Origin of the sequence: Arthrobacter echini (genome assembly GCF_008107445.1) — a bacterium.
In the GTDB taxonomy this organism is placed as follows: domain Bacteria; phylum Actinomycetota; class Actinomycetes; order Actinomycetales; family Micrococcaceae; genus Arthrobacter_D; species Arthrobacter_D echini_A.
In genome coordinates, this window is the sequence record NZ_VSLD01000006.1 from 1 (window position 1) to 24,601 (window position 24,601).

General features: G+C 67.9%; 26 protein-coding genes, 1 tRNA gene and 1 rRNA gene. 15 read left to right on the forward strand and 13 right to left on the reverse strand.

Annotated elements, in window-relative coordinates; all coding sequences use genetic code 11:
* The first annotated feature begins 3 nt into the window (after positions 1 to 3).
* From rrf to FQ377_RS11430, 4 genes are all read left to right on the forward strand, one after another.
* Positions 4 to 120, forward strand: a 5S ribosomal RNA gene (gene rrf / locus FQ377_RS11415).
* An 81-nt stretch (positions 121 to 201) separates the two neighbouring features.
* Positions 202 to 735 carry an SRPBCC family protein gene (locus tag FQ377_RS11420; RefSeq protein WP_148601401.1) on the forward strand — a complete coding sequence of 178 codons (534 nt, stop codon included), beginning with the start codon at positions 202 to 204 and terminating at the stop codon, positions 733 to 735.
* The gene (locus FQ377_RS11425) at positions 735 to 2,099 is read left to right on the forward strand and encodes an FAD-binding oxidoreductase (RefSeq protein WP_148601402.1); all 1,365 of its coding nucleotides are present in this window, start codon (positions 735 to 737) and stop codon (positions 2,097 to 2,099) included. The genes FQ377_RS11420 and FQ377_RS11425 overlap by 1 nt, the downstream gene beginning before the upstream one ends.
* A gap of 117 nt (positions 2,100 to 2,216) precedes the next feature.
* Positions 2,217 to 2,690 carry a DUF4190 domain-containing protein gene (locus FQ377_RS11430; protein WP_148601403.1) on the forward strand — a complete coding sequence of 158 codons (474 nt, stop codon included), beginning with the start codon at positions 2,217 to 2,219 and terminating at the stop codon, positions 2,688 to 2,690.
* 57 nt (positions 2,691 to 2,747) lie between these two features.
* Here the strand turns inward: FQ377_RS11430 and FQ377_RS11435 are convergent, their stop codons facing one another.
* The 4 genes from FQ377_RS11435 to FQ377_RS11450 form a co-directional block, all read right to left on the reverse strand.
* A complete protein-coding gene (locus tag FQ377_RS11435; RefSeq protein ID WP_148601404.1) occupies positions 2,748 to 4,109 on the reverse strand; it encodes a DUF4032 domain-containing protein in 1,362 nt (453 codons plus the stop codon).
* Between the two features lie 165 nt (positions 4,110 to 4,274).
* Positions 4,275 to 5,363 (reverse strand): ABC transporter ATP-binding protein, encoded by a 1,089-nt coding sequence (locus FQ377_RS11440; RefSeq protein WP_148601405.1) that lies wholly within the window; start codon positions 5,361 to 5,363, stop codon positions 4,275 to 4,277.
* Between the two features lie 114 nt (positions 5,364 to 5,477).
* On the reverse strand, positions 5,478 to 6,260 hold the full coding sequence (otsB, locus tag FQ377_RS11445) for a trehalose-phosphatase (protein ID WP_148601406.1): 783 nt from the start codon (positions 6,258 to 6,260) through the stop codon (positions 5,478 to 5,480).
* The gene (locus FQ377_RS11450) at positions 6,250 to 7,683 is read right to left on the reverse strand and encodes an alpha,alpha-trehalose-phosphate synthase (UDP-forming) (protein ID WP_262364437.1); all 1,434 of its coding nucleotides are present in this window, start codon (positions 7,681 to 7,683) and stop codon (positions 6,250 to 6,252) included. The genes otsB and FQ377_RS11450 overlap by 11 nt, the downstream gene beginning before the upstream one ends.
* Before the next feature lie 191 nt (positions 7,684 to 7,874).
* Between FQ377_RS11450 and FQ377_RS11455 the strand changes: the two genes are divergently transcribed.
* From FQ377_RS11455 to FQ377_RS11465, 3 genes are all read left to right on the forward strand, one after another.
* A complete protein-coding gene (locus tag FQ377_RS11455; RefSeq protein ID WP_148601408.1) occupies positions 7,875 to 8,735 on the forward strand; it encodes a DsbA family protein in 861 nt (286 codons plus the stop codon).
* An 86-nt stretch (positions 8,736 to 8,821) separates the two neighbouring features.
* A tRNA-Thr gene (locus FQ377_RS11460) sits at positions 8,822 to 8,895 on the forward strand.
* Between the two features lie 157 nt (positions 8,896 to 9,052).
* Positions 9,053 to 9,958 carry a DMT family transporter gene (locus FQ377_RS11465; RefSeq protein WP_148601409.1) on the forward strand — a complete coding sequence of 302 codons (906 nt, stop codon included), beginning with the start codon at positions 9,053 to 9,055 and terminating at the stop codon, positions 9,956 to 9,958.
* Positions 9,959 to 9,971: 13 nt separating this feature from the next.
* Here FQ377_RS11465 and FQ377_RS11470 read toward each other — a convergent pair whose 3' ends face one another.
* On the reverse strand, positions 9,972 to 10,499 hold the full coding sequence (locus FQ377_RS11470; RefSeq protein ID WP_148601410.1) for a metallophosphoesterase family protein: 528 nt from the start codon (positions 10,497 to 10,499) through the stop codon (positions 9,972 to 9,974).
* 106 nt (positions 10,500 to 10,605) lie between these two features.
* Between FQ377_RS11470 and FQ377_RS11475 the strand changes: the two genes are divergently transcribed.
* The 3 genes from FQ377_RS11475 to FQ377_RS11485 all read left to right on the forward strand — a co-directional run bounded on the left by FQ377_RS11475 (position 10,606) and on the right by FQ377_RS11485 (position 11,542).
* Positions 10,606 to 10,797, forward strand: a complete 192-nt coding sequence (locus FQ377_RS11475; RefSeq protein WP_148601411.1) for a hypothetical protein — start codon at positions 10,606 to 10,608, stop codon at positions 10,795 to 10,797.
* A 182-nt stretch (positions 10,798 to 10,979) separates the two neighbouring features.
* Positions 10,980 to 11,252: a hypothetical protein gene (locus FQ377_RS11480; RefSeq protein WP_148601412.1), complete on the forward strand. Its 273-nt coding sequence runs from the start codon at positions 10,980 to 10,982 to the stop codon at positions 11,250 to 11,252.
* Between the two features lie 80 nt (positions 11,253 to 11,332).
* On the forward strand, positions 11,333 to 11,542 hold the full coding sequence (locus FQ377_RS11485) for a hypothetical protein (protein ID WP_148601413.1): 210 nt from the start codon (positions 11,333 to 11,335) through the stop codon (positions 11,540 to 11,542).
* Positions 11,543 to 11,615: 73 nt separating this feature from the next.
* Here FQ377_RS11485 and FQ377_RS11490 read toward each other — a convergent pair whose 3' ends face one another.
* From FQ377_RS11490 to FQ377_RS11505, 4 genes are all read right to left on the reverse strand, one after another.
* Positions 11,616 to 12,704, reverse strand: coding sequence for an alkene reductase (locus FQ377_RS11490; protein WP_222861874.1), 1,089 nt, complete (start codon positions 12,702 to 12,704; stop codon positions 11,616 to 11,618).
* A gap of 136 nt (positions 12,705 to 12,840) precedes the next feature.
* Complete coding sequence (locus FQ377_RS11495; RefSeq protein WP_148601415.1) at positions 12,841 to 13,293, reverse strand: hypothetical protein; 453 nt, start codon at positions 13,291 to 13,293, stop codon at positions 12,841 to 12,843.
* A 102-nt stretch (positions 13,294 to 13,395) separates the two neighbouring features.
* Complete coding sequence (locus FQ377_RS11500; protein WP_148601555.1) at positions 13,396 to 14,241, reverse strand: NAD-dependent epimerase/dehydratase family protein; 846 nt, start codon at positions 14,239 to 14,241, stop codon at positions 13,396 to 13,398.
* Positions 14,242 to 14,258: 17 nt separating this feature from the next.
* Positions 14,259 to 15,263, reverse strand: coding sequence for an aldo/keto reductase family protein (locus tag FQ377_RS11505; RefSeq protein ID WP_148601416.1), 1,005 nt, complete (start codon positions 15,261 to 15,263; stop codon positions 14,259 to 14,261).
* Positions 15,264 to 15,401: 138 nt separating this feature from the next.
* Here FQ377_RS11505 and FQ377_RS11510 point away from each other — a divergent pair, with 138 nt between their 5' ends.
* A complete protein-coding gene (locus tag FQ377_RS11510) occupies positions 15,402 to 16,475 on the forward strand; it encodes a lipid II:glycine glycyltransferase FemX (protein WP_148601417.1) in 1,074 nt (357 codons plus the stop codon).
* A 313-nt stretch (positions 16,476 to 16,788) separates the two neighbouring features.
* Positions 16,789 to 18,228: a threonine/serine exporter family protein gene (locus FQ377_RS11515; RefSeq protein WP_262364438.1), complete on the forward strand. Its 1,440-nt coding sequence runs from the start codon at positions 16,789 to 16,791 to the stop codon at positions 18,226 to 18,228.
* A 26-nt stretch (positions 18,229 to 18,254) separates the two neighbouring features.
* On the opposite strand, the gene FQ377_RS11520 is transcribed toward FQ377_RS11515, so the two are convergent.
* The gene (locus FQ377_RS11520) at positions 18,255 to 19,040 is read right to left on the reverse strand and encodes a uracil-DNA glycosylase (RefSeq protein WP_148601418.1); all 786 of its coding nucleotides are present in this window, start codon (positions 19,038 to 19,040) and stop codon (positions 18,255 to 18,257) included.
* Between the two features lie 155 nt (positions 19,041 to 19,195).
* Between FQ377_RS11520 and FQ377_RS11525 the strand changes: the two genes are divergently transcribed.
* The 3 genes from FQ377_RS11525 (at position 19,196) to groL (ending at position 21,889) form a co-directional block, all read left to right on the forward strand.
* Positions 19,196 to 19,450, forward strand: coding sequence for a DUF3263 domain-containing protein (locus tag FQ377_RS11525; protein WP_148601557.1), 255 nt, complete (start codon positions 19,196 to 19,198; stop codon positions 19,448 to 19,450).
* A gap of 1 nt (position 19,451) precedes the next feature.
* Entirely contained in the window at positions 19,452 to 20,024 is a 573-nt protein-coding gene (locus tag FQ377_RS11530; protein WP_148601419.1) for a LytR C-terminal domain-containing protein, read from the forward strand.
* A 227-nt stretch (positions 20,025 to 20,251) separates the two neighbouring features.
* A complete protein-coding gene (gene groL, locus FQ377_RS11535; RefSeq protein ID WP_148601420.1) occupies positions 20,252 to 21,889 on the forward strand; it encodes a chaperonin GroEL in 1,638 nt (545 codons plus the stop codon).
* 89 nt (positions 21,890 to 21,978) lie between these two features.
* On the opposite strand, the gene FQ377_RS11540 is transcribed toward groL, so the two are convergent.
* The 3 genes from FQ377_RS11540 to FQ377_RS11550 form a co-directional block, all read right to left on the reverse strand.
* Entirely contained in the window at positions 21,979 to 22,269 is a 291-nt protein-coding gene (locus tag FQ377_RS11540; protein ID WP_148601421.1) for a WXG100 family type VII secretion target, read from the reverse strand.
* Between the two features lie 63 nt (positions 22,270 to 22,332).
* Positions 22,333 to 23,859: a sensor histidine kinase gene (locus FQ377_RS11545; RefSeq protein ID WP_262364424.1), complete on the reverse strand. Its 1,527-nt coding sequence runs from the start codon at positions 23,857 to 23,859 to the stop codon at positions 22,333 to 22,335.
* A 10-nt stretch (positions 23,860 to 23,869) separates the two neighbouring features.
* Positions 23,870 to 24,580 (reverse strand): response regulator transcription factor, encoded by a 711-nt coding sequence (locus tag FQ377_RS11550; RefSeq protein ID WP_148601422.1) that lies wholly within the window; start codon positions 24,578 to 24,580, stop codon positions 23,870 to 23,872.
* Positions 24,581 to 24,601 lie beyond the last annotated feature (21 nt).

Sequence of the window (24,601 nt, forward strand, 5' to 3'; positions counted from 1 at the left end):
GGTTACGGCGGTCATAGCGTGGAGGAAACGCCCGGTCCCATTCCGAACCCGGAAGCTAAGACCCACAGCGCCGATGGTACTGCACCCGAGAGAGTGTGGGAGAGTAGGACACCGCCGGACAACCACACAACGAGGGCCCCCCACCACCAGGTGAGGGGCCCTCGCCCATTAACCCCCACACCCCACCGGTAAGGTCGGAACATGAGTGGATTGTTCTCGCATGCAGGCGAGCCAGCCGATGATTCCACGGGCCGGCCGGATCTTCGCGCCGAGGTGACGGTTCCGGCTCCACAGGATCATGCCTGGGCAGGCCTGACTGAACACCTGCACCTCTGGTGGCCCGCAGCCGAGCTGAGCAGGTGGGGTGGCGACAGTTTTTTCGACCTCGAGGACAACGCGCTGGTCGAGACTTCGGCGCAGGATGACGAGAACGTCTGGGGTGAAGTCACCGATGGACTGCCGGGCAAGTGGCTCTCGCTCACCTGGAGGCATGCCGGCTCCCATTCCGTGACGCGACTCCTGCTGGCGATGGATGTGAAGCAGAGTGGCGTCCACGACGAGCGCAAATCCTCGACCTGGGACAACGGAGGGGCGGACGTCGAAGCGCCGGGCTCGGTGCTCACGATCACCCATGGCGGGTGGACCCGCTCAGATCCGGACGACCTGTACGAGTTCTACCGCACATTCTGGCCGGAGGCGCTCGGCTGCTATTTCCGCTTCATGGGCGGCTCGTGATGGACGGGATGCTCCTAGCCGAGCTGCAGTCAGTCGTTCCCGGGCGCGTGTCGACCGCCACGGAGACCCTCGACCGGTACTCGCGGGATCAGGGACCGCTGCTGAGCCCGGCGCTGCCCGTCGCCGTCGTGCGTGCCCGCACTGTTGAGGACGTCCAGGAACTCCTGCGGTGGGCGACCCGGCACGGTGTGCCCATCGTGAGTAGGGGTGCCGGTTCCGGTGTGTCCGGTGGAGCCCACGCGACCGACGGATGTGTGGTCCTGTCCCTCGAGGACATGAACCGGATCGTCGCCATCACTCCTGATGACGAAACGGCCGTCGTCGAACCCGGTGTGATCAATGGCGAGCTTAACGACGCGGTGGCCGAGCACGGGCTGATGTACGCCCCCGATCCCGCGAGCTATCGATGGTCGACCATCGGCGGCAATGTGGCGACCAACGCGGGTGGGTTGCGCTGCGCCAAGTACGGGGTCACCCGGGAATCCGTGCTGGCCCTCGACGTGGTTCTCGCGGACGGAACGCTCGTTTCCGTGGGGCATCGTCCGTTCAAGGGCGTGGCAGGCTACGATCTGGCGGCACTCATGACCGGCTCCGAAGGGACCCTGGGGGTGATCGTGGGAATCACGGTCCGGCTCCGCTATCTACCGCACGCCGTCCACACACTCGCCGCCTTCTTCGAGGACTTCCCGAAGGCCGCGGAGGGCGTGCTTGCGATCGGACGTGCTCGAGTCCAGCCGGCCATCCTGGAGCTCCTCGACGGGCGGACGCTGGAGGCGCTCGACGGCGCCCACGGATCAGAGCTGCGTCGCCGCGGGGGAGCGCTGCTCCTGGTCCAGACGGACGGGTACGGTGCCGCAGCCGAGGCCGACGTGATCAGAGCGGCGCTGACCGAGCTGGGAGCAGTGGTGAACCAGGAGGATTCCGCCGAGGCCGAACAGCTCGTCGACCTGCGCCGCCACAGCAGGGGCGACAGCGTGGACGATCTGTATCGGGTGGGGGAGGATGTCGCTGTGCCGAAGTCCCGGCTCGTACCCTATGTGGCCGCTCTGGAGGCCATGGCGCAGAAACACCGTGTGCAGTTGAAGGTAGTCGCGCACGCAGGTGACGGCAATCTGCATCCCACCTTCTGGGTGGACCGCTCCGAGGGGGCACAGGGCCTGGAGCGACTCGAGGAAGCTCTCGACGAATCCGTACGGTCCGCGCTGGAGTTCGGCGGAACGATCACCGGAGAACACGGTGTGGGGCAGTACAAGCAGCGCTGGTTGGCCTGGGAGCAGTCCACGGAGGTCCTCGATCTCCAGTCCGGGATCAAGCGGCTGTTCGACCCCCTGGGCATCCTCAATCCGGGGAAGGCCATCGGCTGACAGCCGGTCGGCCGCGCGGTGACCGATCCAGCGTGGGACCGGCTGCTGTCGGGTGATACTCTCGACGACATTGCCGGATTACACCGGCGCGTTCATCGACTTCTTCTCGGGGGCATCATGAGTGACAACACGCCAGGATCACAGGGCAGCTCGCCGTACGGTCAGAACCAGCCCCGGTACGGAGAGCAGAGCGCCTCGCCGTACGGTGGGCAGAACACCTCGCCGTACGGACAACAGGACCCAGGAATGGCCCCCTCGCCCTACGGACAGCAGACCCCGCAGGGTGCGCCGACAGACAATCCGGGCAGGGTTCTGGGGATCGTGGGATTCATCCTGGCGATCTTCATCGCCCCGGTCGGGCTGATCATCAGCATCATCGCGTTCGTGAAGTCGCGGAAAGCCGGGATGGGCAACGGTCTTGCTCTCGCGGGCATCATCATCGGCGCACTCTTCACGATCCTCGGCGTGCTGGGTGCAATCGCACTGGGGGCCTTCGTCAACGAGTTCGCGCAGCAGTTCCTCAATGCGTGTGAAGGGCTACCGTCGGGAACCTCGGTCACCGTGCAGGGCGCTCCCACGGAATGCCCGTAATTCCGTGTCGAGGTAAGGGCCGGCAGCCACGAGGCTGCCGGCCCTTCTCATGATTGCCTAGCTGCCCTCGTGCTCCGACTCGTCGTCGATCCCGATGGTCCTGGCATCCGCCGTGAGCATGATTTCCGCCTCGTCGCGGCGGTGCCGGAGTTCGTTGTCGAGGTACGACTGGACTGCCTCGGCCATCGGCACGTTCCGGTCCTCGCGCTCGGACATGTACCACCGGTGTTCGAGGACCTCGTGGACGACCTCTGCCGGTTCGAGCTTTCCACCCAGGTCACGGGGTACCGCCCTGACGATCGGCTCGAAGACCTCGCTGACCCACAGATGCGCACTGTAGTCCTCGTCCATGTGGGGGTTGTTGTCCACCCGGTAGGCATCCATGTCGTTGAGCAACCGCCGTGCCTGGTTCTGCTGGGCATCGAGCCCGGTGAGCCTGAGCAGGCGGCGGCTGTGGTGGCCGGCGTCGACCACCTTCGGTTGCAGCTGGATCTGGGTCCCGTTCGCCGCAGTCCTGATGGCGTACTCCTCGACGTCGAACCCGAGCTCGTTCAGGCGGCGGATGCGTGCGCCCACGCGCCAGCGTTCGCCGAGCTCGAAAGACTCCTTCTCGGTGAGTTCGCTCCAGAGGCGGCGGTAGCTGTCCATGATGAGCTCGCTCGTCGCGAGCGGATCCACCTTCTCCTCGATGAGACCACCCTCGGCGAGATCCATCAGCTCGCCGGCAATGTTGACGCGTGCTATCTCGAGATCGTACTCACGCTGGCCCACCGAGAGCTCGGGGTAGAGCTCGCCCGTCTCGGCATCCACCAGATAGGCCGCGAACGACCCGGCGTCGCGGCGGAAGAGCGTATTCGAGAGCGAGACGTCGCCCCAGTAGAAACCGACCAGGTGCAGCCGCACGAGGAGCAACGCCTGGGCGTCGATCAGGCGGGTCAGGGTGTCACGGCGGAGCGTCTGCGAGAACAGTGCCCGGTACGGGAGGGAGAACTTCAGATGCCGCGTCACGAGCACGGGATCGAGCTCCTCACCCTCCGGGGTGGACCGGCCGGAGATGACGGCCACCGGCTCCACGCACGGAATGTCGAGACGCTGCAATTTCCGCAGCATGTGGTACTCGTGGCGGGCGATGTGCTCACCCGTCTCCTTGACGGCGATGACGGAGCCGCCGAAGTGGGCGAAGCGCACCACGTGACGGGAGATCCCGCGGGGCAGGGCCGCGAGAGCACTGGCGGGCCACTGCTCGAGCGCGACGTGCCAGGGCAGATCCAGCAGCTCGGGATCCGTTGCGGCAGCGGTGATGTCGAGGGAGCCCAAGCCGGAGGCCTCGGCCGACGTTGCGCGGACCCGCGGCAGCTTGCCGGTCTGGGTGTAGTCCGTCGGCTCGTCACGCCACTGGGCGTCAGGGGTCTCGCTCATGGTGCTGCCTTCCGGGCTGACGGGAGTGGGGTGCTGCAAGCGTAGCTCCACTCCCGACGACGGCGGGGGCTGCAGGGCGCGGACAGACAACGGCGGGGGCTGCCGGGTGCGGAAGATGCCCGTTGAACCCCCGCCGTCGTCGTTGCGATGGCGTCCGCGGGAGGACTAGAGCGTGTCCGCCAGGCGCAGGCCGTCCTGGGTGTCGAACAGGTGGACGTGTCCCTGCTCGGGTCGGACGAACACGGTGTCGCCCTTCATCGGGGGCCGCCGCCCGTCGACGCGGACCACCATGTCGTGATCCTTGCCGTCGAGGGTGGTGTGACCGTAGATGTAGGCGTCGGCGCCGAGCTCCTCGACCACATCCACCTCGACCTGCAGCCCGTCGCCATCGGTGCTGATCGTCAGGTCCTCGGGGCGTACTCCGAGCATCACGGTGTTGCCCGCTGCCGCGCTCAGGACATCGCGGCTCACGGGGTAGGTGAGACCGCCGAAGACCACGCCGCCGTCGGTCACCGGCAGTTCGAGGAGATTCATCGCCGGGGAGCCGATGAAGCCGGCCACGAACACGTTCTTGGGGCGCTCGTAGAGATTGCGCGGAGTGTCGACCTGCTGCAGGATGCCGTCCTTCAGGACCGCGACGCGGTCTCCCATGGTCATGGCCTCGACCTGGTCGTGGGTGACATAGACGGTGGTGACACCGAGCCGTCGGGTCAACGACGCGATCTGCGTGCGGGTCTGCACACGCAGCTTCGCGTCCAGGTTCGAGAGCGGCTCGTCCATGAGGAACACCTGGGGATTACGTACGATGGCGCGCCCCATCGCAACCCGCTGGCGCTGACCACCGGAGAGTGCCTTCGGCTTGCGATCCAGGTAGTCCTCGAGATCCAGGAGCTTCGCGGCCTCGCGGACCCGCTCGGCCCGCTCCTCCTTCGACACGCCGGCGATCTTGAGTGCGAAGCCCATGTTGTCGCCGACCGACATGTGCGGGTAGAGGGCGTAGTTCTGGAAGACCATCGCGATGTCGCGATCCTTCGGAGGGACGTCCGTCACGTCGCGGTCACCGATGAGGATGCGGCCGGAATTGACGTCCTCGAGGCCGGCGAGCATGCGCAGGGAGGTGGATTTGCCGCATCCGGAAGGTCCTACGAGGACGAGGAATTCGCCGTCGGCGATGTCGATGTCGAGCTTGTCGACGGCGGGTTTCTCGGTGCCCGGGTACACGCGAGTGGCCTGGTCGAATGTCACAGTTGCCATGATGGGTTCCTTTTCACGGGCAGGTACGTGCCCGACGATCCGTAGTGAATGGAGGATATTCAGTTGTGGCGCGGCGCCAGAAACGCTGACCCACGCCTGCGCAGTATGGCACGTTCAGTCTCGGGGCGCACCGGTGTCGCGCAGCCGGACGAGGGTCTGGAGCACCTCCGAGAAGGCAGCCGGGTCCTCGACGGTGAAGCTCGCGGCGGTGTCTCCCGAGCCGATCCTGACGCCGAGGTCGTCCGGCCCGAGCGTGCGGTGGGCGTCCTCGTCCGTGACGTCGTCGCCCGCGAAGAAGACCGCCGTCGCTCCGGATTCCTGGCGGAGCAGGGCGAGGCCCTGGCCCTTGTCCGCTCTCAGTACCGAGGCCTCCAGGACACGCTTGCCCTCGCTGATACTCAGGCCGTGCAGCGCGGCCAGAGCGGTACGCGCCGCGTCGACGGCCGCTGCCGCCACGGCGTCGTCCGCCGTACGGGTGTGGAGCACGACGCCGGCCGGCTTGAACTCGACGTGCGTGCCCGTGTGGGCGGCGGCAACGCGTTCGACCACGGACACCGCCCGGGCGAGCAGCTCCGTCTGTTCGTCCGTCAGGGACAGCGGGGCGGCTCCCGGCCCTGTCCACGCCTCCGCGCCGTGACTGCCGATCAGCATCGTCTCGGGGGGAGGATCCGCGACCGTGCGGAGGCTCTCCAGCGCGCGACCTGAGATCAGCGCCGTCGTCGTCCCCGGAAGCCGGGTCAGCGCGCGCAGGGCCGTGGCCGATGCGGGTAGCGCGCGTGCGTCCTCGGCACGTTCCACCAGCGGCGCGAGGGTGCCGTCGAAGTCGAGCGCCACGAGCAGGTGCTCGGTTCCGGCGAGGGTGCGCAGTGCGGAGTCCAGGTTCGGCTCAAGCGTCATGACGACCTCCCCCCTGCAGCGCGTCGAGGAAGGAGCGGGACCACTGTTCGACGTCGTTCTGGACCACCTGCCGGCGCATGAGCCTCATGCGTCGCGTGGCCTCCGTGCGCGGCATCTCGACAGCCTGGACGATGGCGCTCTTGAGGCCGTCGATGTCGTGCGGATTGACGAGGATCGCCTGGCGCAGGGTGTCGGCCGCGCCCGCGAACTCGCTGAGGACCAGCGTGCCGGTGTTCCCGGTGCGGGCTGCCACGTACTCCTTCGCCACGAGGTTCATGCCGTCGCGGAGCGCGGTGACGAGCATGACGTCGGCGGCCAGGTACAGCGCCACCATCTCCTCCACCGGGTAGCTGTGGTGGAGATAGCGGATCGCCGTGTTCTTCATGGTGTCGTGCGTGCCGTTGATCCTGCCGACGGCGCCCTCGATGTCCTCCCGCAGCAGCCTGTACTGCTCCACGCGCTCGCGGCTGGGACTGGCCACCTGGATGAGGGCCGCGTCCTCGACGGTGATGGACCCGTCCTCGAGCAGCTCCCCGTAGGCCTTGAGCCGATGGCCGATTCCCTTGGTGTAGTCGAGCCGGTCGACGCCGAGGAGCACGTGCCGCGGGTCCCCGAGCTCGCGCCGGATCTCCTTCGAGCGCTCGATCACGTCGGGACGCTGCGCCAGCTCGGCGATCGATGCGGTGTCGATGGAGATGGGGAAGGCTTCGGCACGCGAGGCGTAGGCCGGGGCGCCGTTCTCGCCCGCAGGTACCTGGACCTGCTGGGATTTGATCGCGTAGCCGGTGAAGCGGCGCACGCAGCGCAGGAAGTTGCTGGCGTCACTCGGGCGTTGGAAGCCGATGAGATCCGCGCCGAGGAGCCCCTCGATCACCTGGCGCCGCCACGGCAGCTGCGCATAGATCTCGAGCGGAGGGAAGGGGATGTGGTTGAAGAAGCCGATACGGAGATCGGGCCGGGCCTGCCGCAGCAGCCGAGGGACCAGCTGTAGCTGGTAGTCCTGCACCCACACGGTGGCGCCCTCCGCCGCCACGGAGGCCGCCGCGGCCGCGAAGCGCTCGTTCACGCGCTGGTAGGAGTCCCACCAGGTGCGGTGGAACTCCGGGGACGCGATGACGTCGTGGTAGAGCGGCCACAGCGTCGCATTGGAGAAGCCCTCGTAGTACAGCTCCACCTCCTCGTCACTCAGCGGTACGGGGACCAGCCGCATGTTCGCTTCGTCGAAGGGTTCAAGAGTCTCGTCGGGAGCACCGTGCCAGCCCACCCAGGCGCCGTCGGCCTTCGCCATGACCGGGGCCAGCGCCGTCACCAGGCCGCCGGGGGAGCGCCTCCACGAGCTCTCGCCGTGCTCGTCGACGACGCGGTCCACGGCCAGACGATTCGAGACGACGATGAAATCGAACTCACCGAACTCGCCGTCCATGGAGAACGAGGGCGCGACCCCCGGAGTGGTCGAAGGCTGTGCTGCACTCAAAACTGGCTCCATCGCAGTAGGTGGTCTCCTGATCGACTCTATCCGCTCCGGTCCTTGCCGGGTGGGGCGGGCTCCGCCCGCTGCGCGGCCGGTCGATAGGCTGGACCCCAAGAGATCAGCACCGCCGACGAAGAGGACCAATGGCCCCCGCCTCCGCCCGCAGGCCCACGAAAGCCGAACGCACAGCAGCAGCCCGGGAGCGCGAGCGGCTGGCACGCGAGGAACAGCAGCGCAGGGCCCGTCGCAACGGGTTGCTCGCCAAGTGGGGCGTGGTGGTGGCCGTCCTGGTCATCGTGGCGGTCATCGCCGTCGTCGTGGTGAATACCGTGCGCGGGCGGGTCCCGGACGCAGGGCCCGCTCCGCGGGGCGGCAACGAGCAGGGCGGCATCACCCTGGTGTCGCCGACCGAGCTGGAATCCACGCAGACCGAGGACGTGGACCTCGCGGTGCTGCCGGACGAGCCGGCCGACCCCGGTACCATTCCCGATGGCGTCGGGGCGAGCGGCGACGGCCCCCTGCAGGTGGTCGCCTACGTGGACGTCAACTGTGTATTCTGCGCCGACTTCGAGACCCGCCACGCCGAGCAGATCCGGCGTTGGCTCGACGCCGGTGACATCACCCTCGAGTACCGGACGGTCGCGTACCTCGACCGGAACAGCAGCACCGACTTCTCCTCCCGCGGCGCCAACGCCGCCGCCTGCGTCGCGGATGCCTCGCCGGAGGCCTTCCTCGAGTTCACCCGGCGCGTGTATGAGCATCACGCGGAGGGTGAACTCGACGACGACGGGCTCCTCGGCCTCGCGGAGGAAGCCGGTGCCGGGGACGTGCGGTCCTGTGTGGAGGACGGGACGTTCCGCCCCTGGGCGAAGTACACGACGGAGGCGGCGAAGGCATCCGCCATCGGCGGGACGCCCACGGTCTACGTGGACGGGGAGAACGTGGAGAATGCCGTCTCGGACTTCGAACAGGTGGTGCAGAACCAGCTGGACGCCCGCGGCTGATTTCCCGGCGCGCGCGGGGCTGGGCTAATCTTGTGAGGCGCTCGATCCCGCACGGGAACGACGGCGCCAGCTGGCCCGGCCAGTGCGCCTCCTTAGCTCAGTTGGCCAGAGCACCGCTCTTGTAAAGCGGGGGTCGTCGGTTCGAATCCGACAGGAGGCTCCGAACCCGGCTGGGTGCAGGCACAGCATCGGAAGGACCCTTCGGCGACGTACTCCCAGAGGGATTTCTCCTCGTCCCGCAGCAGTCCCTACAGTGACGGCATGAGTTCGCCAGCCGCGATGGCACCGGGGGTCGCCGGGCAGGGCCTCCTTCTGCCATGACGTCCAACCATGCCTCGAGGCCCACCCCGTCGACCGCCGTGGCCGCCTACCTCGGGCTGGGTTTGGTATGGGGCACCAATTTCGTGTCCATGACTCTCGCCGCCCCCTTTATCAGCGCGGCGCAGACCACGCTGTTGAGGGTCGCCTTCGGGCTGCTACCCGTGCTCGTGTTCGCCCTGGCCACGCGCTCCATCGCCCGCTGGCATTTCCGCCATGCCCACCACTTCGTGGTGATGGCGGTGCTGGCCGCAGGACTGTACTACTACGCGTACGCCGCCGGGACCTACCGGCTCCACAGCGGTATCGCCGGGGCGTTGAGCGGATCGATCCCCCTGTTCGTCTTCCTGTCAGCGGTCCTGGTGCTGCGCACCGAGGAATTCACGCGGCGGAAGGCCGCGGGTCTGGCCCTCGGGGTGTGCGGGGTCCTCGTGCTGACCCGCCCCTGGGCGGCCGGGGCGGTCGATCCCATCGGCGTCCTGCTCATGCTCGGCGGGTCGGCGAGCCTGGGCGCGTCCTTCGCCTATGCGCGGCGCTTCATCAGCCCGCTCGGTATTCCGGCACCCGCCGCAGCGACCTATCAGCTGGTCCTTGCCGCAGTCGGTCTGGGGGTGATCACCGACCTCGACGGCATCACCGCCATCACTGCGGACCCTCTCGCGGCAGCCGCGGTGATCCTCGGTCTGGGGGCACTGGGTACCGGGGTGGCGTTCATCCTCTACTACGTGGCGATCGCCGGGCTGGGGGCGGTGACCGCGTCGACGGCCACCTACATCCCGCCGGTGATCGCCCTCGTCATCGGTACCGTTTTCCTCCGCGAGCCGCTCCTGCTCTCCGCGGTTCTCGCCGTGGGGCTTCTCCTCCTCGCCGCCGTCGTGACGCAGACAGGCCGAGCCGCCCGGTGATGTCACCGCCTCGTCATGGAGCCACCCGGTCGGCGGGCGTGCGGCGAGGGAGCTCGTGCAGTGTGGTCGTCAGTGTCCCGGCGTCGATGACCGCGGTCATGAAGGTGCAGTGGGGCTGCCTGCGCCGATCGGTGGGCGATCCCGGGTTGAGCAGTCGCAGACCGGACTCCGCGGTGGTGTCCCAGGGAATGTGGCTGTGCCCGAACACCAGGACATCGACGTCGGGATAGCGGGCTGTCATGCGGGCCTCCCTGTGCGCGGCAGCACCAGTCTCGTGGACCACAGCCAGTCGCACGCCGTCGAGCACCTCCCGGGCCACCAGGGGCAGTTCCGCCGCGAACTCCGGCCCGTCGTTGTTCCCGTAGCAGGCGATCAGGTGGGCGGCGCGGCCCCGGAGCTCCTCCAGCAGCGATAGCTCGGTCCAGTCCCCGGCGTGCACGACGACGTCCGAGGCCTCGACCGCAGCCCAGACGGCAGCGGGAAGTTCTCGGGCGCGCCGGGGCAGGTGGGTGTCTGCAAGGAGGGTCAGCGTGAGGCTCATGGGTCAATTGTCGGGCGTCTGGGAGCGGCTGTGACAGGGAATGACCCGTGTGTGATGCTGTGATCAGCACACTGACCACTGTGTGTACCCGAGACCAGGAGGCGTCATGAACATCGACAAGCAGCAGATCATCGATCTGCTCAAGAGCCAGGGCAAGAACGACAACGCCGACCAGGCCCAGTCCGAACTCCCCGACAAGGTCGATCCTGAGCAGCACTCCGACCTGCTGTCGAAGTTCGGCATCGACCCGAAGGATCTGCTGGGCAAGATCCCGGGCCTCGATGGCTTCGGCAACTAGGACCGCACGAGCGGGTGCGCCCGCGGTCATACTGGAAGGGAGTCCTCGACGAGGGCTCCCTTCCGCCCTCGATACGGGGAAGGGAGCGTACCTCCGCGTCCGTCTGCTGCGCCGTCCTCGGTGTGAGCAACACGATAGGGCGCAGTGCACGTCCGGGCGCTGAGGGGGCCCATCATGGATTCATGGAACACATGGGGGTACTGCTGACGCAGACCGCACGGGGAATGGGCTTCGACCGGACGCGCAACTGCGCAGCATACGCACTTGCGGGGGTCGCCCTGTTCTGGGTGGTGGGGCTGCTCGGCGGGCTGCGCGTACTCCACAGTGCGTCGTCGCCCATGGCTACCCTGGTACTGCTCTACGCCATGCTGGCGATCGTGATCCTGTCAATGGTGATCGCCGCCGCGGCAATGTTCGAACTCGGTCGACAGGCCGGCGAACGCCGCCGCAGCTAGTTCCGCATCCGCATTCCCGCCTGCTCCCTCGCACCGGTCAGCACTCGGCAAGGACGGGCAGTGACGGGTAGCGTGGAACCATGCTCACAGTCCCCGAAGATTTCCCCTCCCGCTACATCAGCTATCTCGAAGCTCAGGACGAGCACTTCGCCGAAACCGTCCTGATGGTGATGAAGCAGTCGATGGTCGAGAAGAAGCACGGCATCCTCGTAGGCAACGAATCCGTGGATCGCCATGTGGAGTTGTCCGAGACCGTACCCTTCGGCGAGGTGGACGAGGGCATCATCTGAGGCGTCCCCCCCTGAGAACAGGACGAGCGGCGTCCGTCGATCCCGACGGGCGCCGCTCGATCCGGTGTCCGTCCTACCCGGCGTTGACCGTCGCGTCGTAGAACGGGTAGTCCGTGTATCCCTCGGCGCCGGGCGCGTAAAAGGTTGCCGGGTTCGGTTCGTTCTCGGGCAGATTCTCCCGCCAGCGGCGTGCCAGATCGGGGTTCGCGATGGCCGGACGTCCGACGACGACGGCATCTCCCAGGCCGTCCTCGAGGATGGCGATGGCTTCCTCGCGATTGGTGATGACCCCGAAGCCGCTGTTGATGAGGAACGGTCCTCCGAAGCTCGCGCGGAGGTCCTGGACCAGGGTGCCGGAAGGCTCCGCGTGGAGCACGCTGAGGTAGGCCAGGTTCAGTGGGGCTAGAGCCGTGACGAGCGTCGTGTAGGTCGCGTGCACATCCGCGGCCTCGGTCTCGAGCGCGTCCTGGATGTTGTGCTCGGGTGAGATGCGCAGGCCCACCTTGCCTGCTCCGACCTCTGCCACCACGGCCGTGACGACATCGATCACGAACCGTGCCCGCTTCTCGGGGGAGCCGCCGAAGGCGTCGTCGCGCTGGTTCGAGTCCGGCGAGAGGAATTCGTGCAGGAGATAGCCGTTGGCGCCGTGCAGTTCCACTCCGTCGAAGCCCGCCACGTCGATGGCCTTCCGCGACGCTGTGACGAACTCGGAGATGATGCCGGGAAGCTCCTCCTCGGCCAGTGCATGCGGTACGGGATACGGCTGCTTGCCCGTGTTCGTCCGCGTACTGCCGTCGATCGCGATGGCACTCGGAGCCACGACCTCGTAGCCGCCGTTCGTGTCGGGATGGGTCACCCGACCCGCGTGCATGACCTGGGCCACGATCCGGCCGCCCTCGTCATGGACCGCGTCGGTGACGCGCTTCCAGCCGGCCAGCTGATCGTCCTCGACGAGCCCGGGCTGACCCGGGAAGCCCTGTCCGGCATGGCTCGGGTAGGTACCCTCGCTGACGATCAGGCCGAGGGAGGCACGCTGGCGGTAGTGCTCGACGACGATATCGCCGGGCACGCCGGCGGAGCCCGAGCGGACGCGGGTCAGCGGCGCCATGACAACGCGGTTGGGGAGTTCCAGCGAGCCGAGGGTCAGGGGCGAGAAAAGCAACATGGGTTCCTACTTCCGGTGGTGTTCTACCGAAACGGAACCGGACCGCGGCACGTGCTATTCCGCATGTGTCAGGTGTCACACGAAGGAGCCCCGGACAGTGTCCGGGGCTCCGGGATACCTGCCGTTCCCGTGTCTACGTGGGGTCCGGCTCGTCCATCGCGCTCAGTGAGGAGCCGCCGCGATTGGCGGGATCGTCACTCCCGTCGGACTCGTCGTCCTCCATCATGCCGAAGTCCACATCGGCGGCGGCCTCGCCGACCCCGGGTTCCTCCGGCGGGATCTGTTCCTCCCCGTCCTCGTACCGCGCCTCCGCGGTCTCCGCGCGCAGCTGCTGATCACTCTGCTCGCCCTCCTCGCCGACCACCGGGACGCCGTCCTCCTCGGCGACGGACTCGTTCACTCCGGGTTCGTCCTGCAGGAGCGGATCCTCCTGCCAGTGGTCGGGATCGTTTTCGGCCGCGCCGCTGTAGGAGTCCGGGCGGCCGTCCAGGACCGGGTCGAGGGACTCCGGCTCGAGTGGGTCGACGGGCATGTCGGGCTCGTCACCCACGACTGTCAGTTCCTCGTCGGGAAGATTCTCGGTCATCTGCTCTGCCTTTCGTTGCGCTGCGCATCCTTCGATCATCAGCCTACGGACGGACGGGGCCGGGCGACACCTCGCGCTGTGGTCCGGCCCCGCGTGAGCCGGCTAGACGTGCTGGCGCCAGCTGTGCTGCGGGTCGTAGCCCAGGACGCGCCTGGCCTTGTCGATCGAGAGCAGTGTCTCGTACTCGCCGACAGCCCGGGTCAGGTCCACGCCGGGGAGGACCTCCCGCGCGAGCCCGTCGCTCGCACGGTCCATCACCGTGTCCGCGGCGGCGATGATGAAGCGATCGAAGCCGGGTGCGGCGTTCTCGAGCGCCCTCAGCACCGCCTGGGCGCCGTCGCGCCCGTCCACGTAACCCCACAGATTCCACTTGCGCTCCCGGGGATCGGCGCCGAAGGAGGGAAACTCGGCGTAGTCCTCCGGATCCATGACGTTGGAGAAGCGCAGGGACGTGATGCTCAGCTTCGGATCCCAGCGCGTCAGTTCGATCGCCAGCTGCTCCTCCAGGTGCTTCACGAGCGAGTAGGTGCTCTCGGGACGCGCCGGGTAGTCCTCGTCGACGGGGATGTACGGAGGAGGGGTGTCGAAGGGAAGGCCCAGGACGGTCTCGCTGGAGGCGTGGATGATGCGCTTGATACCGGCGCGCCTGCCGGCCTGGAAGACGTTGTAGGTCGCCGTCAGGTTGTTGTGGAAGGTCGCGGCATCGGCCTGGAGCCCGGGTGCCGGGATGGCGCCGAGATGGACGACGGCGTCGACCCCCGCGTGCCGGTCGTCCACGCCCAGGAGTGCGTCGAGCACCTGCCCGTAGTCCGTCAGGTCGATCCGGAGGAACCCGGGACCGCGCTCGCCGTGCTGGTCGAGCCCGAGGACCGTGTGCCCGGCCTCGCGCAGTCCGCGGACCACGCTGCGGCCCAGCTTCCCGCTCGAGCCGGTGACCGCGACGGTCAACGCGGTGTCCCGGCCCATCAGGCCGGGCGGCTTTCCGGAGACACTGTCCTGGCGACGTCAGTCTCGGCGAGACCTCCGATGGCGTCGTCGATCGCGTCCATGACGTCGGTGTCGAGCGTCACCCCTGCGGCGGCGGCGTTCGACGCCACCTGCTCCGGACGTGAGGCTCCGATGATCGCCGAGGCCACGTTCTTGTTCTGCAGGACCCAGGCGACGGCGAGCTGGGCCATCGTCAGCCCGACACCGTCGGCGATCGGGGACAGCTTCTGCACCCCGGTGAGGACGTCGTCGCCCATCCAGCGCTTGATCATGTCCGCGCCACCCTTGTCGTCCGAGGCGCGGGTTCCCTGCTCGGGCTGCTGCCCGGGCCTGTACTTGCCGGTCAGGACGCCCTGGGCCACCGGCGACCAGACGATCTGTGAGAGGCCGAGTTCCTCCGAGGTGGGTACCACCTCGCCCTCGATGACGCGCCACAGCATCGAATACTGGGGCTGGTTCGAGATCAGCTGGAACCCGAGCTCCTTCGCGAGTGCGTGTCCGTCGCGGATCTGCTGCGCGGTCCATTCACTGACCCCGATGTAGAGGGCCTTGCCCTGCCGGACCACGTCGGCGAAGGCCTGCATCGTTTCCTCGAGGGGAGTCTCGTGGTCGTAGCGGTGTGCCTGGTAGAGGTCCACGTACTCCGTCTGCAGCCGCTGCAGCGAACCGTCGATCGATTCCATGATGTGCTTGCGGGAGAGCCCTGCATCGTTGTGCCCCTTCGGCCCCGTGGGTCCCCACACCTTGGTGAAGATCTCCAGCGACTGGCGCCGCTCGCCCTTCAACGCCTCACCCAGGACCGTCTCCGCCACGGTGTTCGCGTAGACGTCCGCGGTGTCGAACGTGCTGATGCCCGCGTCGAGCGCTGCACGCACGCACTGGGTGGCGACGTCGTTCTCCACCTGCGAGCCGTGCGTTAGCCAGTTGCCGTAGGTGATCTCCGAGATCTTGAAGCCGCTGTGTCCGAGGTATCTGGTTTCCATGATTCCGATGCTAACCACCCGGCCGGAGTGAGTACAGATATTTCGTTTCTTGGGGCAACCTGTTGTCCGACCACGTGGTGATCGCTCCAACAGCTACACTTGGGCGCGTCCTTCGATAGCACCAGTGAATGAGGAATCTTGGCAGACTTCACGGCTCGTTTCGCCGATCCGGCGGAGCAGCGCGAGTGGGATTCGCTCGTCACGGACAACCCGGGCGGAGGCAATCTGCTCCAGTCGATGGCCTTCGCGGACGTGAAATCCCGGCACGGCTGGCGGCCACGGCTCGTGGTCCTCGACGGTCCGGGCTATACGAGCCACAATCTTGTGCTCGAGAAGAAGGTACCGCTGCTCGGGGCCCTCTGGTACCTCATCAAGGGTCCCGCGGTGAACGAGGTGGACCACGTGGCGCCGGCCACCCGCGCCGTCGCGGAGCTCGCGCGCCGTGAGGGGCACCGGCTCTTCGCCATCAAGGTGGAGCCGGACCTCCTCGACGGTCCCGCTGCACGCGAGACCCTGCGGGCGGCCGGGCTCGTGAAGACGTTCAATCTGCAGCCCAATGACAGCACGGCCCTCCTCGACACGACCGCGGAGCCCAACCAGCTGCTGCGCACTCTCCATTCCCGGGGCCGCAACGCCGTCCGGCGGGCCATCAGGGAGGGCGTCGAGGTCCAGCGGATGGAGCCCACGGAGGAGACCTTCCGTGCCATGTACGCCCTGATGTCCCACATCGAGGACCGCTCCGCTGCCCGCATGCGGTCCTTCGAGTACTACAGCCGTTTCTGGCAGAACTTCGTCGACGCAGGCCAGGGACGCTTCTATTTCGTCCACGAGGACGGCGAGCCCTCGGTGGGTGCCTTCGTCATCAACTACGGTTCGAAGGGCACGTACAAGGACGGCGGGTCGAAGCCGGGCCGGCGGCAGTACGGCGACTCCCACCTGGTGCAGTGGACGGCGATCACCGAGCTCAAGGAGGAGTTCGGGATCGTCGAGTACGATTTCTGCGGAACGCCCCCCGCGGATCAGCTGAAGGACAAGGATCACCCCCACCACGGGCTGGGCCTGTTCAAGACGAGCTTCTCGAAGACCGTCACGGACTTCGTGGGGTGCTACGACCTCGTGGTCAGTGCCTGGCGGTACCGCGTGTGGAATCTCGTCGCCGAACGGGTGGTCCGCCAGGTGTACTGGCGCCGCACGCACCAACCGTTCTACTGAGGAAAACCCCGCGGAGCACCGCGATGATCGAAAGGCGGCTGTGAAAGACGGTCCCACGCCGGCGGACGGCCGATCGCCTTCCACCAACCCCTCACCGGTCGCAGAGTCCCTGCCCGTGATCCAGCGACCGTTCGACCCCTCCGAGGGCGAGAAGAAACGTTTCGCCACGGGCAAGGGGCCGAGGGGAGGAAGGGCAGCGAGCAGCGGCGCCGAGGGCCGGACCGTCGCGTCGCCCCCGGGTCGACCGTCGGCAGCCCCCAGGGTCCAGCGCCAGAAGCGTTCGAAGCAGCCCGTCACGCGACCGACGGACGCCCTGCCGACCACACCGCACAGCGTCCCCGCCTCGGGAAAGTCCAATGCCGCCGCGCGGAGCGTCCTGCGCCGCCTGGTCCAGGGCGAGGACCCGCCCACCCAGGCGATGAGCATCGTGGAGCGACTGGCAGGGAGCCCCTATGCCAATCCCACCATCCAGGTGGCTGGGCCCGATGCAAGCGCACGGAAAGCCCTCGATCTCGCCCTCGATCTCGCCGAGGCCATGTTCCGGTTCGGTGCGGGCGCACTCGAGGTGGAGACCAGCATCATCGCTGTCACCGCTGCCTTTGGCCTCGACGACATCGAGGTGGATATCACGAACCAGTCGGTGGTGATCAACTACTCAAGCAAGGACCAGACCCCGACGACGGTCCTGAGGGTGGTCCGGTCCTGGACGAACAACTACGCAGGACTGACGAACATCCATCGCCTCGTGTCCGACATCGTCGACGGCGGTGTGTCCCGGACCGAGGCTGCGCAGCGCCTCGACGACATCCTGCGCCGACCCAAGCCCTTCTCCCGCTGGATGGTCACGGCTGCCTTCGGCACCTTCTCGGCGGCGATCGTCGGGCTCATCGGCGGGTCGCCGATGGGATCGCTCATCGGCTTCGCCAGCTGCATCCTCATCGATCTGGTGAGTCGCAAGCTCGGGGAATGGCGGGTTCCGGAGTTCTTCTCCGTGGCGACTTCCGCCGCCATCGTCACGCTGATCGCCATGCTCGTCTGGTGGCTGCAGGTGCCCATCGCCCCGGCCTTCGTCGTTGTTGGCGGGATCCTGCTACTCCTGCCGACCGGCAGACTCGTTTCGGCGACCCAGGATGCCATCAACGGCTTTCCCGTCACCGCGGCCGGCAGGTATCTCTCGGCGATCCTCGTCTTCGCCGCGCTGGTGTCGGGCATCGCCGTCGCGCTGGTCGCTGGATCGGCTGTGGGCGTGCCGGAGCTCGAGGTGCTCGAGTCGGACGGGACACAGTATCCGTGGCCGGTGGCGGCAATCTTCGTCTTCGTCGCGGTGGCGATGATCTGCGTCGCCGAGCAGACAGCCATGAGCCTGGTCATCCCCACCGCGATGGTGGCGGTGGCCGGCTATCTCCTGCTCCTCGGCGCCACGGCTGCAGGGGCGGGCTACCGGCTCGCCCCGGTGCTCGCCGCCGTCCTGATCGGAGGCCTTGCACGCGTGGTCGCCCTCCGCATGCACGCGACGCAGCTCGTGGTCGCGGTGCCCGCCGTCCTCTTCCTGTACCCGGGGCTCACAGTCTTCCGTTCGATGTACGACCTCACGATCGAGGCGGGAGTGGTCTCGACCGGCGTCGTGGGGCTCTTCAACGCTTCGACGGTGGTGCTGGCGATCGCTGCTGGGGTAGTGCTCGGAGACAACCTCGCCAGACCGTTCACGAGGAAACTCAGCTCGGACGAACGGCAGCGCAACCGGCGCCGTTAGGGCTCTGGTGACGGTGACGGTGGAGATCAGGTCGGGTTCGTGGTCCGGGCCCAGTCGATCGGTGCGGCGCCCTGCTGCACCAGTAGCTCGTTGGTGCGGCTGAAGGGCCGCGAGCCGAAGAACCCGCGGGACGCCGAGAGCGGACTGGGGTGCGCCGACTCGACCGTGGGGGTGGAGCCCAGCAGGGGCTTCAGCCGGAGCGCGTCCCTGCCCCACAGGATGCCCACGAGCGGACCGCCCCGGGCCACGAGAGCCCTGATCGCAGCGTCAGTGACCTCCTCCCAGCCGATCCCGCGGTGCGAGGCGGCCTCACCGGCACGGACCGTCAGGACCCGGTTCAGCAGCAGGACGCCCTGGCCGGTCCATCCGGAGAGATCTCCGGTCGCCGGGGAAGCGACCCCGAGATCCGTGGCCAGCTCCCGGTAGATGTTCGCCAGGCTCCGCGGCACGGGGCGTGTGGCAGGGGCCACCGCGAAGCTCAGCCCCACGGCGTGCCCGACCGTCGGATACGGATCCTGTCCCACGATCACCACCCGCACACTGTCCAGGGGAGTCTCGAAGGCCCGCAGGATCCGTCGGGCCTCGGGCAGGATCCGGGCGCCGCGGTCGAGATCAGCGGCGAGGGAGGCTGCGAGTCGGTGGAGCACGGGCTCCACGGGCTCGAGCCCGGCGGCCCAGTCCGACGGAACGAGCTCCCCGATCCGGGCCGGTGCCGCGAAGGCGAAGGTGGACTCGCTGGGGGACCGCGGACCGACCGGCGAGGGCTCCGGTGGAGTCGGGGGCAGATCGAAGAGGGCGTCGTCGTTCGTCATGGTCCCATTCTCGCCCGGCGCGGCCACCGCTCACCGAATGACATCCGTGTCATTCGGCATTACCATGGATACCTGTGTCAGCGGAAGGGGAGGCGGTCGTGGACGTGGTCGAACCACCGCGGAGCGGGGACGAAGCGCCTGCTGATCGGGGCGCCATGCTGGTCCTCGGTGACCGCGAGCAGCGGATGCTCGCCCTGGAGCGCGAATGGTGGAAGTACTCCGGCGCCAAGGAGCAGGCCATCCGCGAGCTGTTCACCATGTCGGCCACCCACTACTACCAGGTCCTCAACACCCTCATCGACACCGAAGCCGCGCTCGCACACGATCCGATGCTCGTGAAACGACTCAGGCGGCTGAGGTCCACCCGCCAGCAGGCACGCTCCGCGCGTCGCCTCGGCGCGGACATCTAGGGTGCCTTCCTCCGCGACCGACGGACGGGGCGACGACACGCGGGACGAGTTCGACGACGTCCCGGAGCGCTCCGGCCGCCAGGGTGTCCACCGGGACACCTTCGTCCCGTCGCGATCGGGCGTGCTGGGCCTCAGGATCACGGTCGGGGTCCTCCTCGTGCTCGTCATGGTGGCGGCTGCGCTCATCCTTCCCCGACTGGGTCTCTCCACCTCCGATCAGGCGTCCTCGACCCCCACCTCGCAGGAGGCGCCGTCGACCGCGGGGCCGTCGGCGCAGCCGTCTGCCGTGCCGACGGAGGTGGATCGCTCCGTCAGCGTGAATGTCCTGAACGGCACGGGCGTCCCGGATCTGGCGGGAACGGCCGCCGCGCGTCTGGCCGCGGCCGGATGGACGTCCGCCGTGCCCGGGAACTGGGCCGGGGCACCCCTCGACACCTCCGTGGTCTTCTACAGCGGCCAGGCGCAACGCGCGGCGGCGGAGGCGGTCGCGGAGGACCTCGGTATCGGGAGCCTCGTCGAGACTCCCGACGTCTCACCCGACATCTCCGCCGTGCTGGGCGCGGGCTTCGAGTAGCTCCGAGCAGGTTGCACTCACGGGGTGGGAGTGCTAATTATTGAGTTAGCACTCGTACGCGCAGACTGCTAAAGCTGTGCGTGCGGTGAAGCAGGCAAACCTCCGTGGTGGGGGTGGTGCATGGACGTGAAAGAGATCGTCCATCCGCTGCCCGGCCGTCGCGGGCACCACGCAGGCAAGCACTCAGATGCGCAGATGCAACCGTCCCCGAAAGGACCTACGCCACTATGGCCAAGATCATTTCTTTTGATGAAGAGGCCCGCCGCGGCCTCGAGCGTGGATTGAACATCCTCGCTGACGCCGTCAAGGTAACGCTCGGCCCGCGCGGCCGGAACGTGGTGCTCGAGAAGAAGTGGGGTGCCCCCACCATCACGAACGACGGCGTGTCCATCGCCAAGGAGATCGAACTCGACGATCCGTTCGAGAAGATCGGCGCCGAGCTCGTCAAGGAGGTCGCCAAGAAGACCGACGACGTCGCGGGCGACGGAACCACCACGGCCACCGTGCTCGCCCAGGCCCTCGTCAAGGAAGGCCTGCGCAACGTAGCGGCCGGAGCCGATCCCCTGAGCCTGAAGCGCGGCATCGAGAAGGCCGTCGCGGCCGTCACCGAGGAGCTCCTCAGCTCGGCCAAGGAGATCGAGACCAAGGAGCAGATCGCTGCGACCGCCTCCATCTCCGCGGGCGACAAGCAGATCGGTGACCTGATCGCCGAGGCCCTCGACAAGGTGGGCAAGGAAGGCGTCATCACGGTCGAGGAGTCGAACACGTTCGGCCTCGAGCTCGAGCTGACCGAGGGCATGCGCTTCGACAAGGGCTACATCTCCGGCTACTTCGTCACGGACGCCGAGCGTCAGGAGACCGTGCTCGAGGATCCGTACATCCTGATCGTCAACTCGAAGATCAGCAACGTGAAGGACCTCGTCGCCGTCCTCGAGAAGGTCATGCAGTCCGGCAAGCCGCTGCTGATCATCGCCGAGGACATCGAGGGCGAGGCCCTCGCGACCCTGGTGGTCAACAAGATTCGCGGCACGTTCAAGTCCGTCGCCGTGAAGGCACCGGGCTTCGGTGACCGTCGGAAGGCGCAGCTCGCCGACATCGCCATCCTCACCGGTGGCCAGGTCATCGCGGAGGAAGTGGGCCTCAAGCTCGAGACCGCCACCCTCGACCTGCTCGGCACGGCCCGCAAGGTCGTCGTGACGAAGGACGAGACCACGATCGTCGAGGGTGCCGGCGAAGCCGATGCCATCGCGGGCCGCGTGGCTCAGATCCGCGCCGAGATCGAGAACTCCGACTCGGACTACGATCGCGAGAAGCTGCAGGAGCGCCTCGCCAAGCTGGCCGGCGGTGTCGCGGTCATCAAGGCCGGCGCCGCGACGGAGGTGGAGCTCAAGGAGCGCAAGCACCGCATCGAGGACGCCGTCCGCAACGCGAAGGCCGCCGTCGAGGAAGGCATCGTCGCCGGTGGTGGCGTGGCCCTCATCCAGGCCGGCGCCAAGGCCTTCGCCACGCTGGAGCTCACGGGTGACGAGGCCACGGGTGCGAACATCGTGCGCGTCGCCATCGACGCGCCGCTCAAGCAGATCGCCTTCAACGCCGGCCTCGAGCCCGGCGTGGTGGTCGACAAGGTCCGCGGACTGCCCGCCGGTCACGGCCTGAACGCCGCCACCGGGGAGTACGAGGATCTGCTCGCGGCCGGCGTCAACGACCCCGTGAAGGTCACGCGCTCTGCCCTGCAGAACGCGGCGTCGATCGCCGGGCTGTTCCTCACCACGGAGGCCGTCGTGGCCGACAAGCCCGAGAAGGCTCCTGCCGGTGGCGGCGGGGGCGACGACATGGGCGGTATGGGCGGTATGGGCGGCTTCTAGTCCCCTCCCCGCAGCGCATGCTCTGACTGACAGGGGCGGCATTCCCGTGAGGGGTGCCGCCCCTGTCGTGTCTGCGACGGAGTCCCCGTTCAGCTCATGAACATCCGCGCATTGCTCTGCTCCGCGTCCGCGTACTGCTGCGTGGCGACGTTCAGGGCCTCGTTGATGCCGGTGAGCGACTCCTCCACCTGCTGCTGCGTGGCACGCCACTGCAGGATGAGCTGCTGGAAGTTCGAGGCCGCCTGCCCCGTCCACAGGCCCTCCAGCTCACGCAGGCCGGCCTGCATGGAGTTGACCTCGGCCTGCAGCCGCGAGATGGTCCCCTGGACCTGGCTGCTCTTGGCCGCCAGGCTGTCGGTGTCTACGTTGAAGAATGCCATGCTGGACTCCTGTGTTCTAGCGCTTCGTTGACCTCCCCGACGCTAGCCGTCCGCGCCACCCGCTCAGTGGTCGTCCTCGCTCTTGTGGACAACCGGAGCCACTTCGGGCGGTCGTGGCGCAGTGTTGCCGGGGGCGCTGCCGCCGATGTCGGCAGCGGAGTGTTCGGGAGGTGCATGGGGCAGCCGGACCGAGAGGCACGCACCCTCACCCGCGGTGTCCTCCAGGCGCACCGTGCCGTGGTGCTGCGCTACGAGCGCCGCGACGATGGCCAGGCCCAGACCGGTGCCGCCCGTCTGGCGGTCACGCGACGAATCGGCACGGTAGAAGCGTTCGAAGACCCGTGCGGCGTCCTCCGCGGAGATACCGGGGCCGTGGTCGCGGACCTGGAGGACCGCGTGGCTGCCCCCGTGCGGGGCGGCCTCCACCCCGACCGCGATCTCGATGGGGGAGCCCTCGGGTGTGTAGCGCAGGGCGTTGGTCATGAGGTTCGCGATCACCTGGCGGAGGCGGGCCTCGTCGCCGGTTGTCGGCGCGGACGCCGGGGCGCCGCCGTCGAGCCCGATCACGGTGATGGAGCGGTCCTGGGCGGTCGCCCGCGCGTCGAATGCCGCGTCGTAGCCGAGCACCCGCAGATCCACCGGCTCCGCCTCGAGGGGGCGTTGTTCGTCGATCCGGGCCAGGGTCAGCAGATCCTCGACCAGCCGGCCCATCCGGATGGCTTCGCTCTCGATCCTGCCCATCGCCGCACCGATGTCCTCGTCATTCTGCAGGGCGCCGTGCCGATAGAGCTCCGAGTACCCGCGGATGGTGACCAGGGGCGTGCGGAGCTCGTGCGAGGCGTCCGCGACGAACCGGCGCATCTTCGCCTCCGAGGCCGTCCGCGCGGCGAAGGCGCGCTCGATGTGTGCGAGCATCGCGTTGAGGGACCGTGAGAGCCGTCCGATCTCCGTGGTGGGACGCTCGACGGCGACACGGCGGGTCAGATCCCCGCCGGCGATGGCGGCAGCCGTCCGCTCCACCCTGGCCAGCGGGGCGAACTGCCGGGTCACGGCGATGAACGCGATACCCGACGCGAGAGCGGTGGTGACCAGCCCCGCCGTGAAGATGATCTCGGTGGCCTCCTGCAGGGACTCGTTGACGGTGTTCAGGCGGGTCGCGATGACCAGATAGCCCTCGTTGTTCGAGAAGGTCAGGGTGGTCGCCCGCCACTCCTGGGCATCGGGTCCCTCGCCGGGCAGCGTGACACCGGCGCCGTTGAGTTCCGCGATCCGGTCGATGGTCAGACCCGAGAGATCGGGGACATCGGTGGCGTCCGCCAGCTGATTGGCCCGGTACGGGGTCCCGTCGCTGTCCAGCACGGCGGCGTAGTACCGCAGCGCGACGCCTTCCGCGGGTTCCTGCTGGGAGAAGAGGCTCCGCGCCACGTCCTGCGCGTTGTTCCGGAGGTCGACGTCCACCCGGTCCACCAGTCCGTTGCGCAGCAGCGACACCGTTGCCAGCCCGGTGATGCCCACCGTGACGATCATGAGGAGCATGATGATCGCGACCAGCTGCGAGCGCAGCGAAGCCGCGTTCCAGCGCGTGGTCAAGGGGATCGCGCTACCGCTTGTCGGCGGTACGGAGCAGGTATCCCACGCCGCGTTTGGTCTGGATGAGGGCGACGGCGTCGGAGCTCCGGTCGATCTTCCGGCGCAGGTAGGAGATGTAGGACTCCACGATCGAGGCGTCGCCGTTGAAGTCGTACTCCCAGACATGGTCCAGGATCTGCGCCTTGGACAGCACCCGGTTCGGGTTCAGCATGAGGTAGCGCAGCAGCTTGAACTCCGTGGGGGACAGATCGATGGTCTCGCCCCCGCGCCGCACCTCGTGGGCGTCGTCGTCGAGTTCGAGGTCGTCCACACGGATCACGGAGTCGTCATCCTCGAGGGGATGCGTGCGGCGGAGGACGGCGCGGATGCGCGCCACCACCTCGTCGAGGCTGAAGGGCTTGGTGACGTAGTCGTCACCACCGACCGTCAGGCCCGTCACTTTGTCCTCCGTGTCGTCACGAGCGGTCAGGAAGACCACGGGGAAGTGCCGGCCGGCAGCCCGCAGGCGGCGCGTGACGGTGAACCCGTCCATGTCCGGCAGCATGACATCGAGCACGGCGAGATCCGGGTTGTGGGTCTCCGCGGCGGCGAGTGCATCCCGGCCGTTTCCCGCGGCGACGACGTCGAAGCCGGCGAAGCGCAGGGAGGTGGAGAGGAGCTCTCGGATATTCGGTTCGTCGTCGACGACCAGCAGCTTCGCTTCGGGGCCAGTTTTCTTCACAGCACCAGTATCCGCGATCGC